This is a genomic window from uncultured Methanobrevibacter sp. (genome assembly GCF_937881195.1).
Taxonomy (GTDB): domain Archaea; phylum Methanobacteriota; class Methanobacteria; order Methanobacteriales; family Methanobacteriaceae; genus Methanobinarius.
In genome coordinates this window covers 25,870-42,545 of record NZ_CALGFC010000060.1, presented here as the reverse complement: position 1 = coordinate 42,545, position 16,676 = coordinate 25,870, and the positions used below count along the sequence as shown (strand labels likewise).

Genomic DNA, 16,676 nt, shown 5'->3' with positions numbered 1-16,676 from the left:
TTTAATATTTATTAATTATTTTATAAAACTAAACATTATAAATAAATTATAATATGGGTTTAATAGCTATTTAAATATAAAGTAGTATAAGAATTATTAATTATAAAAATTAAAATAGAAAATATTAATAGTAATAAAAATAAATAATTTTGAAAGTTTAAAATGCCAAAATTAAGAATATGTAGACTTTTCATAAAATTTATAAAAATAAACATGTTTAAAGCATTTAAGAAAGGAACATTAGATTTTAAAGAACTATAAAATCATATTAACTTTCTAAAACATCACCTTCTGTTGAAAGAATAATACATTTATCACAAGAATTTTTTAAAGCTATTGAAAATCCATAATCCACCCCAATAACAATTGTTTCTTTACCATTCTCTTTTGCTTTATTTATTATAGGTAAAAAATCAGCATCCCGTGTCATTAATGCTATTATATCGATGTTGGGATTATAAATTAATTCCATTGCTTCAATTGCCATGTGAACATCTGTATCTCCCGCAACAACTAAAGGAGTAAAACCCTGGTTTACAACAGCTTCTATTAGTTTATCTGAAGCATATTGATTAAAGAGGACTTTAGCTATTCTCAAATCTCCTGAAATATCCATTAAATCCTTTATAACTTTTAAATCTAAATCAAATTCTTTCCTAAGTATATTAGGACCATCAACTAACAAACCAATGTTACTTTCTTCATTACCCTTTTTTTTAAGAGGCATATAGCGATTTAGTGAAGCTAATTTTTCAAATTTTCTCATAAATAACCAACAGATTTTTCAGATATTTTTGATAATGTATTTTTACACCACAATATTCTTGTATTACTATATTTCTTTTACATAATATATATATTTTTTATAAAAATTTAAAAATAATTATTAAAATAAGTAAAATGAAAAATTAAAGATAAATATAATTTAAATAGGAAAATAAATGTATAATAAGCAATATAAAATAATTTAAACCATAAAATAACAAATAATATTAGTAAATATAGAATTTTAAAAATTATATGAAAAAGTTGATTAAGAAGTTTAATATAATAAAATAAAGAATAATGAGTTTAAATAGCTAATAAAAATAATTTAACTATTAAAACCGATTTAAAAACAATGAAAAATAAAAATTTAAGTTAATAAATAAAATAATTAAATTATAAGAATATTTTAATCTAATTTGAAATTTGCTTTGAATATTTCGGTTAAAACATTTAAATCTTTGTCAGAAATAGGCAAAGAAGTAAAATTCTCTTCCCCTTCATTATATGAATATTCTGCATCAATTATTTTACCTTCAGCAGTAGTATAAAATATTATACTGTCCCCTTGCTTCTCTGGGTCTTTAGTAGGTAGAAATATTTCTACTGATGCTCCTAATTGATCAAAGAATTTTTCTTTTTCATTTTCATCTTTTGCAACTTTTTTAAATTTTCTAATTCTTGATTTCAATTTTTTTTCTGCAGCTTCTGTAATATCTGCCATAATATCACCCTTATAAACTAATTTAAAAATATATTATAAATTAAACAATATATTAAATAATAATTAAAGCATTTTCACCCTAAATTATTGAATTATTAATTATTAAAGTCATATAAACTATTAAATTTTATATAAACTATTAAATTTTAAATATGATTTTTTTACTTATAAATTTTTATATTTTAATATATACCAATTTTAAATTTACATAAATTTTATAACATAACACATTAAAAAATCATGTAGAAATTAAAAAATCATTACAAATTAAAAAATATATTATAAACTAAACATTCATATCCACTAAAAATTTAATATAGCTAACTTTTAAAGTTAGAAATTATTAAATGAAGTAGTATTATTTAATCTTATAATAGTATATAAATGTTTATAGAAATTTTTTATAAAAACCTTTTAATAGTAGGAAATATTTTTAATATAAGTTTTTTTCAAATAAGATAATATAAGAATTAAAGAATTAGTAGAAATAATATTAAATGATAATTAATGACAAATAAAAAAGATATTAATTAAATAAATAATATTTTTTAATAAAATATTTTAATAAAATAAAAATATTATTTATTAGATTGTTTATAAAAAAATGAAAGTTTAATTTAATTTAAAGAAACTTTCAATAACATACATGTCTAAATTATCTCCTTGCCACCCTATAGCAACATCTTTTCCATTAACAGTGAAATAGGCCCAAGTCATTTCACCAGTGAAATTTTGAGTAGAATAGTCATTATAATTAATTATTCTTAGATTATTACCCATCAACATTATATTTGTATCATTATTCACATTATTAGCTGCATATTCAGAATTAATCCTATTTAAAGGGTTTTCAATATTAGAGTCATTTGTTACCACAATAGAGAAAGAACCATTTTTTGCAACAAGTTGGGAAAAACTATTATAATCAACAAAATCTACTGATTTATTAGCAGTTAAATTCAAATAACCATCAAGGCCATTATATTTAGTTTTATTATTGACAATGACAAAATTATTATAATCCGATTTAATAAATCCTTTCATTCCATTAATAGTTATTTCAGAATATCCTTCTTTAGGTTCGATTTTAATGTCTGAAGTTTTTTTAACAGCTGTATGTTTTGATGTGTTTGAATCATTATGAGAATTATTCGAAAATTTATCAGTAATTGGATCAAAAATACCTGGCATTAAAATTGATAATGAAGCAATACCTACAACCAAAACAACTAAAATTATCAATAATGCAGGAATAATACTTTTACTTCCTTTTTTACCAGAATATACATTATCATCTATTCTATCATCATCTTTTTTTCGAAATATATTTACACCCCAAAATTTTATTATTCCAAAATGTAATTATTTTTAATAATCCTTTAATCATATATTTAACTAAATGTATATATTATCATGATTAGTTGTATAATATTTTGTATCTGCTTGTATATAAAATATAATAAAATCAAAACAAAAAAATAGTTTATTTTTAAAAATTAAAAATCTTAAAATATGATTAATAAACTTAAAAATCATGAAAAAATAAAAGAAAATTAAAAATAAATTAATAAAAAAATAAACTAATAAAAAATTAAACTAATAAAAAATTAAATTAATAGAAAATTAAATTAATAGAAAAAATGATTATATTAAATAATATACTTATTATTATTATTATTATTATTTATTATTTATTATACAATTTAATATAATACAATTGATTAAATATATATTATAATATACACAGATTATAAATCTACAATATCACATTTACCAGAAGGTAAAACTCTCACAACATCATCTAAGCTAATTATATCCTCTTTATTAATCTTATGTAGAATTTTTTTAGCTATTGCTTCTTTTTTTGTATAACCTGGTTTTATTACAACATAATTATCTGTATGGGCTTTCAAAGCATCAATTGGACCAGCCATGATTCTTTTTCCCTCATAATCAACAATTCCAACAGCAATCTTCAGATTAACTCCGCGAATATGGTTTCTATTTCCTCGAATTATAAAAGAACCTTTAGCTACAAATTCCCCAGATTCTGGAGTCTTTGATACTTGTTCTGGATTAACCCAATAAACATCCTGAGTTCCATAATTCTTTGACCATGCACTTGAAAATGAAGCTGCAAATATTGCAGATTCTTTAAGAGTATTATCATTTACATCATTACCTTCTGTTTTTATTACAACAGAAGATGCACCATGTATATCAGAATGAAGATAAATGTCATTATTATCTAAATATTTTTTAACAACCGCTTCATTAGTATTTGCATCACGCCCACCAATAACAAGAAAATTATCTGAAGAAACAAACCATCTTAACTTTTCATACCAATTAAGTTTCTTTTTAACCCTTTTTTGAGGAAGCATAACATTTTCCATTGCTATGTCCCTTTTATCCTCCATTTTCTTAAGTTGTTTTTCTGTGTTTTTAATAGCTATTAATGCTCCTTCAATTTTCCTTTTAGCTTTTTTAGCTTTCTCATAATAAACTTCAGCATTTTCAGGAATGGTTATTTTTGAGTCAATAGAAATCATTTTACCATTAATATCCAAAATCAAATTACCTAATTTATCCATAGACTCTAATATTTGAGCTTCATCCATCCCTGATTTTTTAGCATCCTTTAATGTTTTAGCAATTTCTTTCCAAGAATATTCTTTAGCCCTTGCATTTTGAATAACATTTAGAAGATTTTCAATTTGAGAATAATATGCATATAAAAGATCACCTTTTTCTTTAGAAATTTCTATTGTTTTTTTAAAACCTTCTAATGTTTCATTCTGAATTTTGAGTCTTTTTTCATATTTTCCAACTTTTTTAGCCCATATAGATTCTTGAACCCCTTTAATTTCATTTTTAACTCTTTTTGAAAAGAATTCATCAGCAGCCTCATTAAAAGTGCCGAAATGTTCCTTTTTATATTCATTATTATCTTCATAAAGCTTAAGTTCAAGAGGTAGGACATCTTCTTTTGGTTTATTAATATTACTAGAAATTTTTTCAGAAATACTACTTTCAGAGATATTTTGATCTTTTAAAACGATATTAGGAGAAATATTATGATCTTTTAAAGGATCAAATATGTCCAGAATAATATTATAAATATTTTTTATTTCATCATCACTTAATTTAGAAGCAGAAGCTTTTTTATCAATACCTGACCTTAAAACAATTTCTTCAGAATACACTCCACCCAAACCACTTCTAGCCAATGTTCTTATTAAATCTGTACTCGATTCTTTAAATACTTCATTTAGCTCTTCTTTTTTCAATTCAAGTGGATTTATTCCCCTTTTTGGAGGGAATTTATATTCTTTCTTAGAGCTAATATCCCGATCACTCCACTGTTTTCTCTTTAAAGGGATGATAATATTATCTTCTTCATCAAGTAATATTATATTACCCTTAGAAAATAGTTCTATTATTAGAGTGTAAACTTTTTCCTTTTTGATTTTTATTTCAACAACACGATCAAAATTATGTTGTTTTATAGAAATGACATTAGCGCCTTTCAGATGTTTTCTAAGAACCATTGGAAAAGAAGGAGGCATTTTTGGGTTATCTAAAGGATATTGAGTAGTGTGAATTCTTACACCTGCTTGAAATACAACATCAATCCGTCCAGTCCCTTTTACATGAAATCTCATAATAACAGTGTCTTTAGTAGGTTGAAATGATTTATCTACTCTCGCACCATTTAAAAGTTCATTCAATTCATAACATATAGCATTAATATCTACATTTGACATTGTTTTCATTTTAAAACCTTTTAAACCAATAATATGGATAAATAAATAAAATTAATTAAATTTAATTTATGCATTAATAAAATAATTTTGTAGCACGATATTATTCTAAAATAATAATAATAATAATAATAAATATAATAATAAAGATAATAATTAAGATAATAATAAATATAATATTAATAATAATATTAGTATTGAATAGTATATATAAAATTAATATTGAACTTGAATGAACTTAAACTTATTCTAAAATAATATATTAAAATAATTAATACTATGTTTAACTAAGTTTATACAACAAATCTAATATTAAAAAATATAGATTAAATATACATTATAACCATATTATAATTCATATATAATTTAAGATGATTTAATGATTAAATACCTACTGAAAATAATCAATAAACTAAACTATAAATTATTATTTTAAATTTAGTAATAATTTGATTTTATGAAAAATTTATAAAATTTTAAAATAGTTTATAAAAAGTTTTAAAAAATTTATAAAAAATTAAAATAAATAATTATAGAAATCTTTAGATAAGTTTTTAAAGGAATAAATTTATAATTATTAGCTACATATTTAATAATATCTGATAATATTTATAATTTTATGACAATTATCTATTACATATATTATTTATATAATAAAATATCATTATATAATTTTTATTTATGGAGGAAAATTAATGGAGATAGATACTAGTGTTAAAATCACCTCAATACACCTTGTAGCTGCAATAATCACAGGTTACATAACTTCTTTAATGAGTTTAGGAATGATACCTGGAATTGGGCAAAATCAGCTAGTTGCTGGAGTAATTGGAATAATCATACTTTATGCAATGGGCCAACTATGTGATAGGTTGTTTGGAAAGCAAGAAGGATTTACAAAATGGTTATGGGATGGAATAGTTCCATTTATATTTGCATGGTTTGTAGTCTGGACCCTTATAATAAATTATGCACCAGTAATTTTCTAAAATATATATCTAATTTTTAGTTAATTACTTAAATTTTATTTTTATTTCTAAAATTTTCCTATTTTTACAAATTTAAAAATAAAAAATATTTTTAATATTTTTCTAAAAATATTTTTAATCTATTTTTAATCTATTTTTATTCAATTTTTGTTATTTTTAGTTTTTATAGATATTTTAGATTTTCTATCTTATCTATCTTTTATATCTATTCTAAAAATTTTATATGTTCTACATGTGTTTTAAAACTAGTTTTTTGTTATTTTAAAAAAATATTAATGCTAAATTTATATTATATATGCATTGATATATCAATACTAATTTATACTCCTAAATCAATAATTTATTTGTATTTAGTTTTCAATTTATTTAAAAATGGTATTTAAATAAAAATTGTACTAAATAAAAATTTTTTAAAATAAAAATTTGTTTAATAAAAAATATTTAGATGAAAATTTGTTTAATAAAAAATATTTAGATGAAAATTTTTTAATTTAAATCTAAATTCCCGGCAAATAAAAAATCCAAACAAAAACAAATAATATTGCCAATATAAATATAATTGGGGCCATTATTTTACTAACTGCAACAATTGAACTAATAGTTGAAACAAGTTCAACAGAATTATTAGGTCCAAAGGTATTGAGTCCAACAATCCGCTCCACAGAACATCCTACTTCTACAGGTTCTAAATCATTTAGAGCATCTTTAAGGCCAGATTTAATATGTTTAATTATTTCATCTCTTTTTGTAAGGCCAACTGGATTATAACCATTTGATAATGTATTTACAAAGTGAGTGTCAGTAGTCATCACTTCAATTTCATCTATAGGTAACTCTTCATCAGATTGAATAGCTTTTATGATTTCCTCTCTAAAACCTATTTCCATGTTATTTGAATCTAAGAGAATATAAGCAGTTTTTTGGTTTTGAGTGTCAATTATCATTAATTTAAGGCCACTTTCACCAACACCATTATTCTTATCCAAATCTTCCATTAAATTTTCTGAACACCCTATTTTAATTCCTTTTTCAGTATCAGGACACTTAACTTTATCAATTGCATCTAAAAGTTGAAATACCTCTGGATTTCCAGGTAAAACCCTACCTTTTTCCTCATTGAAAGAATTATGGCAATCAACAACAATACTATTCTTAACATTACAATGTTTCTTACTTTGACTCATTAATGATAAACCTACACCAAATTCAATATCATCACTACCAAAAGGTGCAAAAGTACTTAAAATAACCATACTATCATTAAAAAATTGAACACCTACTTTAGCATTGGCTTCACAATATCTTAAAAATTTACTAGCTTTATCCCCATAATCAATATTTTTTAAAGCATTTTTAACTGTATTTTCAATTTTATTAATCTCTTTTTGAGAAACAGGATTGAAATCATGAGTAGAAGGTCCATGAGCAACCATTGTGAAATTATCAAATCTGCTTGCAAGGATTGTTGGCATATTAGAACCACCAATACTCCCAATTGGACCAGGATGAACACAAGGACTAATGAAAAGAGATTTAATATTATTTCCAATATTTTGATTTCCTAAATCAGTTATTTCATCATTATTTGGCATTTCATTCTTTCTTTTAAAACTAACTATACCTACTAATGTATCAATTGGTTCTCCAATATCTTCAAATATCTTTTCAAGAGATCCACTACCATCACTAAGATGAGATATAAATAGACTTACTAAGTCTAAAAGACCAATACCCAAATTTTTTCTCATTGGAGATTCAATTACTGCAACAAAGGAATAAATAGCTAATAAAAAAACTATATTTGCAACAATAACTTTTATAATTAGAGATAAAAAACCGAATTCAAATACTTTATCTGCATTTCCAAGGAAAAATACCACAATCAACATAGCTAATATTAATAATGGTTGCAAACATGCCACAATAGCTGATTTAAGAAGACCTATAGAAGAAGTACTCCAAAAAACAAATATTAAAAAAGCAAATACAAGTACACACCCAAATAAAACAGAGTTAGTTAAAAGTTCTATATGAAAAATTGAAGATATTATAGTCCCTATAATTGCAATTAAAACAACTAAAACCATTGACATCAATGCTAAAAGCATTGAATGTTTCGTTTTTAAGTTGATACCTTTCATGGAGGTTATTAGCTGTTGACTTAAAGCTCCTCCAATAATAGAGCTAATACCAAAAGCTCCAAAACCAAAAGCCCCACCATAAAATATTTTTTCAAGAATGGTTAAATTTATAGAAGGGTCTATAAAAAAAATCAATACTCCAGATATGAAACTTATAAATATCATTGAAAATATGGATATTTTAGTGCTAGGAAATGTTCTAATATACTTTGATAAACCTGCTACATTACTCATACTTGACATTAATTACACCTAACTTCATTTTAGATCAAAGCAATAGATAGACAATTTCATTAAATTTTTAATATAAGAAAATATTTAATATCAATGAAATAATTAAATATTACATAATACATTATAATTTTAAAATATAAGCCTTAATATTAATAACATATTTTTAATATTAATAAAATATAATTTAATAATTTAAATAACATTTTCAAAATTTAAATAACATTCCAATTTAAATTGTTATTTAACTTTCAAAATATTATCCCAATCTTGAAGGATTATTTAATATATTTAAATATAAATTAATATTAATTTATATATTAATTCATTAATATATATTTTTTAAAAATATAATCCTAAAAATATACTATTAAAAATATACTCCTAAAAAAATATACTATTAAAAATATACTTTATGATTTATTCTTTTAAATATTATAATTTTTAAATTATCCTCTTTAAAGATCATACTTTAAAAATATAATTTTTTAATTATTATTTTTAAAATTCTATTCAAAATGACACTTTAAATTTATACTTTTTACTAGTATAATTTTACTGAAAATTATGAAATTTATATACTAAAATTATATTAGGTCCATAAGATATTTAACAGTTCTTAAAAATAACATTATGTCAATTTTTAATATAAAAATTAATATAGGATAAATAATAAAGAAAAGATGAGAAAGTAATTAAAATATAAACTGATTATTAAAAAATCAACAAATAATAATCTAATAAAAAACAGCATATATACTAAAAACAAAATTTTAATTATAAGCAAACTTTAGAATACATATAAAACTTTTATTAAAAAATAATTAAGAAAATTTATGAAAAAATATTTTATGAAAAAATTATTTATAGAAAATAATTATTAAAATTATTTTATAAAAAATTATTATTAATAAATAGTTATAGTGAAAACATTATTAACAATAGGTGATTTTTTGAAAGAATTACTTACCCCTGTGAGTTCAAATGATATAAATGATTTAAAAGCTGGAGATGTAGTTACTATCAGTGGAAAAATCCTTACAGCTAGGGATCAAGCCCATAAAAGGATGATTGAACAAGGAAAAGATAAAATACCATGTAATATTGAAGGATCTGCAATATTCCATGCAGGACCCATAATTACAGGAGATAAAGAATCAGGATTTAAAATAGTTGCTATAGGACCAACAACAAGTATGAGAATGAACCCTTATGAAAAAGAAGTAATTGAAATGGGTTCAAAAATCATAATTGGAAAAGGTGGAATGGATGATACAGTCAAAGAAGCCCTTGAAAAAGAAGGTGCTGTATATCTTGTAGCTGTTGGAGGGTGTGCTGCACTTTATGTTGATTCAATAAAAAATATATCTGATGTTCATTGGCTTGATTTAGGAATGCCAGAAGCAATTTGGGAACTAGAAGTTGAAAATTTTGGCCCTCTTATTGTAGCTATGGACTCACATGGAGATAGTCTTTTCGATAAACAAAAAAAGTTTTAAAAATAAGAATATTATTAATATTTATAAAATAAACAAAATAGGAATTTAAAATATATTCCTAATTCTCTAAATCTATAAATATTATAAAATAAACAAAAAAGGAATTTAAAATATATTTATAATTATAAATTTGTAAAAAAAATAAAAAAATTATTAATCTTTTTTATCCCCTTTTCTATTCTTTCTTAAAAGAGAATTTATATCAATAGCATAATTGCCCTCTTTATCAGAAAAAACATCAGTTTCTCCTTCCAAAATATGATGAAGATTTACTTCATAAACCCCTTTATCTTCAACTTTTATACTTTCAACAGAATTTTTATCAATACTTATTTTTTCTTCAGGTGCAGGATTTTCCTTTTCTTCTTTTTCTCTGCGTTTTTTTTCCTCAATAGCTTTAGTATTGACGAATTTGAAAAGTTTGCTCCCACATTTTGGGCAACCTTTTAATAAATCATCGCCTTTTAGCTCTGTTCCACATTTACTACATATATTCAAATATACCACCATTATGAAAAAATAAAAATTAATAGCTAAATTTTATTATCTGAAGAGTTTAATTAATAATAAACATCCAATAATTCAAATGCATATTAAATTAAATTAAATTAAAAGTTAGTAAACAAAATTTATCAGCTACTTCCAAGATCTGCCACCATAGATAAAAGATTAGACTGTTTTTTAACAGTTTTCATTACATTTGCAGGTCCAATGATAGTTATAACAACAGTTCTCTTTTTTGATAAGCCAAAAAATGAGGCAGAATCTTTTTCTAAAGTGTGAACATCTATACCTACAAAATTTTCTATATCAATTTCCCTCATAGTGGTTTCAATAAGTTCTGCTCTTTCAGAAGGAGTTAAACCTCCTTCCATAACAACAACAGCCCCATTTTTAACTTTATCAATAATCATATATATTTTTTCCATGCTTGTAGCATTTTCAAGAGCTTCGGAGGATATGAAATCCATTTTTAGTCCTTCCATTTTATACACTCCCCTAATTGAACTTATTAAACATTGCTTTATAAAGTTCTTCTATTTTATCTCCGTTTAAAGCAGAAATAGGAATAACAGTGTGCTGTGGGAAAACTGAAACAATCTTATCAGGATTAGCATCTTCCATATCAATTTTATTAGCTACCACAATGAAGGGGATATTCCTTGCTTCCAAATTACCAATTATAGTTATGTTAGTTTGTGTTAAAGGATCAGTTGTAGCATCAACAACAAGAAGAACTCCTGTAACATCATCTAACCATTTTATTGCTTCAATGATTCCTTTAGTTGCCTCTTTTGCCCTACTTTTTGCTTCATCTTCCTCTAATCCAAACTCTAAAAAGTTTTGATAATCAATTTTAGTAGCTATACCAGGAGTATCAATTATATCAAAATCTAATTCATTTTCTCCATCCTTAATAACTACTTTCTCTTGTTTTAAAACAGTTCTAGTTTCATGCGGAATATTAGAAGCTGATCCAATATCTTTTCCCATCCAATCTTTAGCTATTTGATTAGCTAATGTTGTTTTACCAGAGTTTGGATGTCCATAAAGACCTATACTAACTTTTTTATTCCTTTTAAATAAATTTTTTATAAAATCAAGTAAACCCATTTTATCACTCAGAATAAATAATGAATTAATGAAATTCCAATGAATAAATATTTAACTAATGAAGTTATGAATAATATAAGAATAATGAAATTATGAATATCATCCAACTAATTATTTAGCTAATAACTATCTAACAAATGAATTAATGAATAATATCCAATGAATAAGATATAATAAATAAAATCTTGTATTAACAAAGAAAATTTTTAATTAATAAAATAAATTTTTAATTATAAATTTCTGATTATTTTTAACTATAAATTTCTAATTAATAGATTCTATTGATAATATTAATTTTTATAATAAATATATTTTAGTAAAAATTATAAAACTTTAAAAAATATTTTAAAGAAAATAATATTATTAAAACATATATTAATAATAATTACAACATTATACTATTTATATATGCATATAGTTTTATAATTTCAATCCTATTTTTTATATTATTTACAGTAAAACAGAATTCATAATTAAATTATAAATTCATTAAATAATATCAAAAATTAAAATATTCAAATGACATCTTTTTATTTAAATTATATAAATCAGATATTTTTGATGAATCAAATATTTTAAATTATTGTTTAAATTTAAATTAAATAATTTAAGTTAACTAATTTAAGTTAACTAATTTAAATTATATAAGATAAATTAGTTAATTTAAATTAGATAAGATAAATAAGGTAATTTAAATTATATAAGATAAATTAATTAAATTATATAAGATAAATTAATTAAATTATATAAGATAAATCAAATTTTTAATAAGAGATATATTAAATCAAAACTATTTTAATATCTTAATTTTTTATTTAATATTTTTTTGTTTTATTAATGAAATTTGAAACTTTCTCCAGAATTTAAAACAACAGTTTGTATTTTAGGAGTCATTTGCATTACAAAGTTAGCAAATATAGATGTATCTTGTTCAATTATTGGAAAAGTATTATAATGCATTGGAATCACAACATCTGGTGAAATCCACTTTGTTGCAATAGACGCTTCAAAAGGACCCATAGTAAATTTATCACCAATTGGGAGTAGAGCAATATCTGGTTTATAAATATCGCCAATAACCTTTTCCATATCACCAAAAAGACCAGTGTCTCCTGCATGAAATATTTTAGTTCCTTCTTCAGAAGTAATAAGGAAACTAGTAGCACAACCACCAGGTACAATCTCTTCTAGAAAATCAATTGTTGAAGAATGTCTTGCATCAAGCATTGTAATCTTTATATCATGAATAAATATCGATCCTCCGATGTTCATTCCAACAGCTTCTAATCCTTGTTGTGATAAAAATAAAGCCACTTCATGGTTTCCAATAATTTTTGCACCAGTTCTATTAGCTATTTCCATAGCATCCCCAAAATGGTCTGAATGGCCATGAGTTAATAAAATCAAATCTGCATCAATTTCCTCAACAGGGATATTGCATGAAGGATTATTACTTATAAAAGGATCTATTAATATTTTAATTTTCTTGTCTGAGAGTATTTCAAAAGCAGAGTGCCCTAACCATGTAATTTCTACCATTTAACCACTTCTTTTATAATTATGATAATTATATTAATCATATTTCAATCTAATAAAAAATTATTAATTAATTATACTTCAATAAAAAAAATTATTTATTGATTATATTTATGAAAAAATTATTTATTGATTATATTTATGAAAAAATTATAATTAAGTATATTTAAAAATAATTTATTAAAAATTATTTAATAAAATTGATTTAATAAAATTCATTTATATAAAATTTATTTAAAGCTAATTAAGATTATTAATTTTCAAATTATTTGCTATTTCCCAAGATTTTTCAAACATTGATTTGATTTTAGAAATAGATTTTGAATCATTGTAAACAGCACCAACATCCAAATCCTCTTTATTATTATCATAAATAACTAATGCATTAGATTCATCAGCTATCAAATTAATAGTATCTATTGAAGATAAAGTTTTTATTTCAATTCCTTGTTCAAGAAGAGATGTGATTAAAAGAACATGCGACATATTTTTAATATCAAATTCTTGAATAATTATTTTTACATTCAATGATGAAAGTTTTGATAAAAATTTATCATCATCAATATCTTTAATTGAATTTATTTTTAATAGCATTTCTTTTTTAGCTTTTTTAGCTAACTCTTCAAAAGCTTCTTTAGAAGTCATAGCACCTTTAGAGCAAACAACATAACTTCTTGAGAATTTAGAAAAGCTTTCATTATTAGAAATTTTTTTACTTAAATCGCCATCAATATTATTTAAATCTTCATCAACAGTATTTAACTCACTAATATTCTTTATATTATCAATATTATCAATATTATTTATATTTTTTATATTTCCCAAATCATCTATATCTTTAATATCATTTATATTAGATAGGTGATCTTTATTTTCAATATTTTCTAATTTATTATATAATTTGTCATTTGGATTAGAAATTTTTGATTCATATAAATTAGATTCATTGTGAATAGGTCTTATGAAATCATCAGACGCAAGTGCTTTTGCTACTGCTTCAGATTTCTTAATTCCTCCTGATTCAAACTTATTTTTATCTTCAGAATTATTTTTATTCTCATTCAAAGTAGAATTTTCTTCTTCATTTATTAAGTTTAATTTACTCTTTTTCTTTGGTCTCCTATTTACTTTCATAGGTTTTTCATAATTCGGAGTAAATCTAAACTTTTTATTATTTTCATTAGGTTTAGAATCTATTGGTGTTAGTACAGATTTGGGGTTTTTCTTCTTAGAAGAATTTTTAACTTTATTTTTTATTTTATCAGTGTCAATAGCCCCTAATTTATTATTAGATAAATTATTCTCCAAAGCACTAGCTAAAGCATTTTTTTTAGTTGCTTTGTTGAGATTTTTATTATTCTTATTATCAGAGCCATTATTGTTAATATTACCCTCTAAAATTCCACTTTTTGGTTTTTTATTATTTTTCTGAAAATTTTTTAAATTAGAAATTTTTCCTCTTTCAAAAAATGATAAAATAAGTAGATAAGCACCGATGATAACTAATACAATTCCAAAAATAATAAAAATATCTATAAGATGATATATAGAACTTTCATAAATTATAGTTATCCCCGCAGCCAATAAGACTAAGCCTCCAAATATTTTGACTATACTTGACATCAAAAACCACCTTACAGCAAATCCCTTTTAAAATCCAATGCATATTATTTAAGACCCTATTAATGTAATGGAAATAGATTTAAATATAATATTTAAATCCAATTTCTATTATTTTTAGTAATTTTTATTAATTTTTATCAATTATCTAAATTATAATTTTATTATATAAAAGATAATATCAAGATATAATATTTAAATTTGTTAAATATGTTTTAAAGGCACAAAGCAAATACAAATAACCACATATAATAAAAAAATTGACAATTATTAAATAAATATTAAATAACTATTATAATTATTGAAATTTCTAAATATCTATGTTACTAATTTTATGTTTAACAAATTTAAATAATATCCATTAATTAATTCAATTAATAAATCATTTAAATCAATTTATCTAATTAAACTAAATTTTATAATTTTATTTTGTAGATTTTTTATTGGATTAATAAATAAGCGAAAATAACAATTTTTTATAATGAACTTTAGTTATAACCCTAATAATCCTAACCCTAATCTATAATATAATATTTATAGTTTACTTTCTTTATAAATATGATGTTTAAATCAAGAAAATTTGTATAAAAAACCATTGTAAAAATGTAATACTTTTTTATAAATAGTTAATATTATATAGTTGTAAGATAAAAATAATATAGTAATAATTTATGGAGAAAAAATAATATGAATTTTTTTAATAAGTATTTTAATAAAGAAACTAAAGGAAATAAGATTAATATATTGAAAAAACTTAATTTACAGACAAAAAATGAAAAAATTAAATTTTTAAAATTAGAAATAAAAAATATCCAAAAAGAAAATACTGGGCAAGGAGCTGCAGAATATATATTATTATTTGGAGGAGTCATAGTAATAGCTATTGCCGCACTAATGATATATAGAAGCTATTTTTCAACTGCTCAAACTGATTTAAATGCAAGTAATGATGTTAATAGTGTTAGAGATTTGATGAACTCGACTTAAAGGAGCTTGTTTAAAATAAAAAATAAAATATATATAGAAGAAGAAGGTCAAGGGAGTGTTGAAATAATATTATTAATAGGGTCAGTATTGGTTATTGTCATATTAGCAGGTAGTTATGTTTTAAATATTTCAAATTCGATAAATAATAACCTTAAAACTCTTATAGAAGGTGTAAAAGACAATATTCTATTAAAAATATAAGAATATAAAATATAAGATTATAATAATATAAATAATATAATAAGATAATAAAATAATATGATACTAAGATAAAATATAAAAATAATGTATTATATTAATAAATGGCCTTTAGTATCTATTTCTCCTTTTCTTATTCTAGTAGAAGAAATAGGAATTCCATCTTCAGCATAAACAAAACTAATAACAATGATATCTAGAGGTTCCATTTTTTTGTTTTTACGAATCTCATTAATTTCAATAGCAGTTGGTTCAGTTTCTTCACTTACAACAATAGCATCAAAATCAGGTTCATAAACTGTAGACCCATAAGAGTCGTCTAATCTTGCAATATGGAAATTATTTTGTTTTGAAGCTAGAAAATCATTTAAATTTCCCATCCTTTTATCACAAGAATCAATATTACCCTTTTTACCAGCAAATACATTGGAAGTTACTCCAATAACAACAGATTCTCCATGTTTAAAAGCTTCTTCTAATAATTTTCTATGACCATTATGAAACCTATCAAATGTTCCACCAACAGCTATCTTTTTATATTGTTTTTTTACAGACATTTAACCCCTTAATAAGTATTTATTAATAATAAGTATAAAATTAATTATTTT

The 16,676-nt window shown here is 22.4% G+C and carries 15 protein-coding genes; 4 read left to right on the top strand and 11 right to left on the bottom strand.

The window, feature by feature from the left end; all coding sequences use genetic code 11:
• Positions 1 to 268 precede the first annotated feature (268 nt).
• From Q0087_RS08595 to rqcH, 4 genes are all read right to left on the bottom strand, one after another.
• Complete coding sequence (locus Q0087_RS08595) at positions 269 to 766, bottom strand: TIGR00288 family NYN domain-containing protein (RefSeq protein WP_297899496.1); 498 nt, start codon at positions 764 to 766, stop codon at positions 269 to 271.
• Positions 767 to 1,174: 408 nt separating this feature from the next.
• Complete coding sequence (locus Q0087_RS08590) at positions 1,175 to 1,489, bottom strand: hypothetical protein (RefSeq protein WP_297899494.1); 315 nt, start codon at positions 1,487 to 1,489, stop codon at positions 1,175 to 1,177.
• Positions 1,490 to 2,101: 612 nt separating this feature from the next.
• Positions 2,102 to 2,731: a hypothetical protein gene (locus Q0087_RS08585; RefSeq protein WP_297899492.1), complete on the bottom strand. Its 630-nt coding sequence runs from the start codon at positions 2,729 to 2,731 to the stop codon at positions 2,102 to 2,104.
• Between the two features lie 506 nt (positions 2,732 to 3,237).
• Positions 3,238 to 5,265 (bottom strand): ribosome rescue protein RqcH, encoded by a 2,028-nt coding sequence (gene rqcH / locus Q0087_RS08580; RefSeq protein ID WP_297899490.1) that lies wholly within the window; start codon positions 5,263 to 5,265, stop codon positions 3,238 to 3,240.
• Between the two features lie 683 nt (positions 5,266 to 5,948).
• Here rqcH and Q0087_RS08575 point away from each other — a divergent pair.
• Entirely contained in the window at positions 5,949 to 6,242 is a 294-nt protein-coding gene (locus Q0087_RS08575) for a hypothetical protein (protein WP_297899488.1), read from the top strand.
• Positions 6,243 to 6,739: 497 nt separating this feature from the next.
• Here the strand turns inward: Q0087_RS08575 and Q0087_RS08570 are convergent, their stop codons facing one another.
• Positions 6,740 to 8,626: a DUF2070 family protein gene (locus Q0087_RS08570; protein WP_297899486.1), complete on the bottom strand. Its 1,887-nt coding sequence runs from the start codon at positions 8,624 to 8,626 to the stop codon at positions 6,740 to 6,742.
• Between the two features lie 941 nt (positions 8,627 to 9,567).
• Here Q0087_RS08570 and Q0087_RS08565 point away from each other — a divergent pair.
• Positions 9,568 to 10,113, top strand: a complete 546-nt coding sequence (locus tag Q0087_RS08565) for a FumA C-terminus/TtdB family hydratase beta subunit (protein ID WP_297899484.1) — start codon at positions 9,568 to 9,570, stop codon at positions 10,111 to 10,113.
• 153 nt (positions 10,114 to 10,266) lie between these two features.
• Here the strand turns inward: Q0087_RS08565 and Q0087_RS08560 are convergent, their stop codons facing one another.
• From Q0087_RS08560 to Q0087_RS08540, 5 genes are all read right to left on the bottom strand, one after another.
• Positions 10,267 to 10,611, bottom strand: a complete 345-nt coding sequence (locus tag Q0087_RS08560) for a Zn-ribbon containing protein (RefSeq protein ID WP_297899483.1) — start codon at positions 10,609 to 10,611, stop codon at positions 10,267 to 10,269.
• Positions 10,612 to 10,745: 134 nt separating this feature from the next.
• Positions 10,746 to 11,099: a DUF2073 domain-containing protein gene (locus Q0087_RS08555; RefSeq protein ID WP_297899481.1), complete on the bottom strand. Its 354-nt coding sequence runs from the start codon at positions 11,097 to 11,099 to the stop codon at positions 10,746 to 10,748.
• Between the two features lie 13 nt (positions 11,100 to 11,112).
• The gene (locus Q0087_RS08550; protein ID WP_297899479.1) at positions 11,113 to 11,727 is read right to left on the bottom strand and encodes an Era-like GTP-binding protein; all 615 of its coding nucleotides are present in this window, start codon (positions 11,725 to 11,727) and stop codon (positions 11,113 to 11,115) included.
• Between the two features lie 834 nt (positions 11,728 to 12,561).
• Positions 12,562 to 13,266 carry a metal-dependent hydrolase gene (locus Q0087_RS08545; RefSeq protein WP_297899477.1) on the bottom strand — a complete coding sequence of 235 codons (705 nt, stop codon included), beginning with the start codon at positions 13,264 to 13,266 and terminating at the stop codon, positions 12,562 to 12,564.
• A 237-nt stretch (positions 13,267 to 13,503) separates the two neighbouring features.
• Positions 13,504 to 14,886 (bottom strand): DUF308 domain-containing protein, encoded by a 1,383-nt coding sequence (locus Q0087_RS08540; protein WP_297899476.1) that lies wholly within the window; start codon positions 14,884 to 14,886, stop codon positions 13,504 to 13,506.
• A gap of 777 nt (positions 14,887 to 15,663) precedes the next feature.
• On the opposite strand from Q0087_RS08540, the gene Q0087_RS08535 reads away from it, so the two are divergent.
• Together Q0087_RS08535 and Q0087_RS08530 are read left to right on the top strand one after the other, a co-directional pair.
• Complete coding sequence (locus Q0087_RS08535) at positions 15,664 to 15,870, top strand: class III signal peptide-containing protein (protein WP_297899502.1); 207 nt, start codon at positions 15,664 to 15,666, stop codon at positions 15,868 to 15,870.
• 6 nt (positions 15,871 to 15,876) lie between these two features.
• Complete coding sequence (locus tag Q0087_RS08530; RefSeq protein ID WP_297899474.1) at positions 15,877 to 16,071, top strand: class III signal peptide-containing protein; 195 nt, start codon at positions 15,877 to 15,879, stop codon at positions 16,069 to 16,071.
• A gap of 89 nt (positions 16,072 to 16,160) precedes the next feature.
• Here the strand turns inward: Q0087_RS08530 and Q0087_RS08525 are convergent, their stop codons facing one another.
• Positions 16,161 to 16,625 carry a phosphopantetheine adenylyltransferase gene (locus Q0087_RS08525; protein ID WP_297899472.1) on the bottom strand — a complete coding sequence of 155 codons (465 nt, stop codon included), beginning with the start codon at positions 16,623 to 16,625 and terminating at the stop codon, positions 16,161 to 16,163.
• Between the last annotated feature and the right edge of the window lie 51 nt (positions 16,626 to 16,676).

Excerpts from the sequence above, each read along its gene's own strand:
- Q0087_RS08595 (WP_297899496.1), bottom strand. The coding sequence starts at position 766 with ATGAGAAAATTTGAAAAATTAGCTTCACTAAATCGCTATATGCCTCTT.
- Q0087_RS08590 (WP_297899494.1), bottom strand. The coding sequence starts at position 1,489 with ATGGCAGATATTACAGAAGCTGCAGAAAAAAAATTGAAATCAAGAATT.
- rqcH (WP_297899490.1), bottom strand. The coding sequence starts at position 5,265 with ATGAAAACAATGTCAAATGTAGATATTAATGCTATATGTTATGAATTG.
- Q0087_RS08575 (WP_297899488.1), top strand. The coding sequence starts at position 5,949 with ATGGAGATAGATACTAGTGTTAAAATCACCTCAATACACCTTGTAGCT.
- Q0087_RS08570 (WP_297899486.1), bottom strand. The coding sequence starts at position 8,626 with ATGTCAAGTATGAGTAATGTAGCAGGTTTATCAAAGTATATTAGAACA.
- Q0087_RS08555 (WP_297899481.1), bottom strand. The coding sequence starts at position 11,099 with ATGGAAGGACTAAAAATGGATTTCATATCCTCCGAAGCTCTTGAAAAT.
- Q0087_RS08550 (WP_297899479.1), bottom strand. The coding sequence starts at position 11,727 with ATGGGTTTACTTGATTTTATAAAAAATTTATTTAAAAGGAATAAAAAA.
- Q0087_RS08545 (WP_297899477.1), bottom strand. The coding sequence starts at position 13,266 with ATGGTAGAAATTACATGGTTAGGGCACTCTGCTTTTGAAATACTCTCA.
- Q0087_RS08540 (WP_297899476.1), bottom strand. The coding sequence starts at position 14,886 with ATGTCAAGTATAGTCAAAATATTTGGAGGCTTAGTCTTATTGGCTGCG.
- Q0087_RS08525 (WP_297899472.1), bottom strand. The coding sequence starts at position 16,625 with ATGTCTGTAAAAAAACAATATAAAAAGATAGCTGTTGGTGGAACATTT.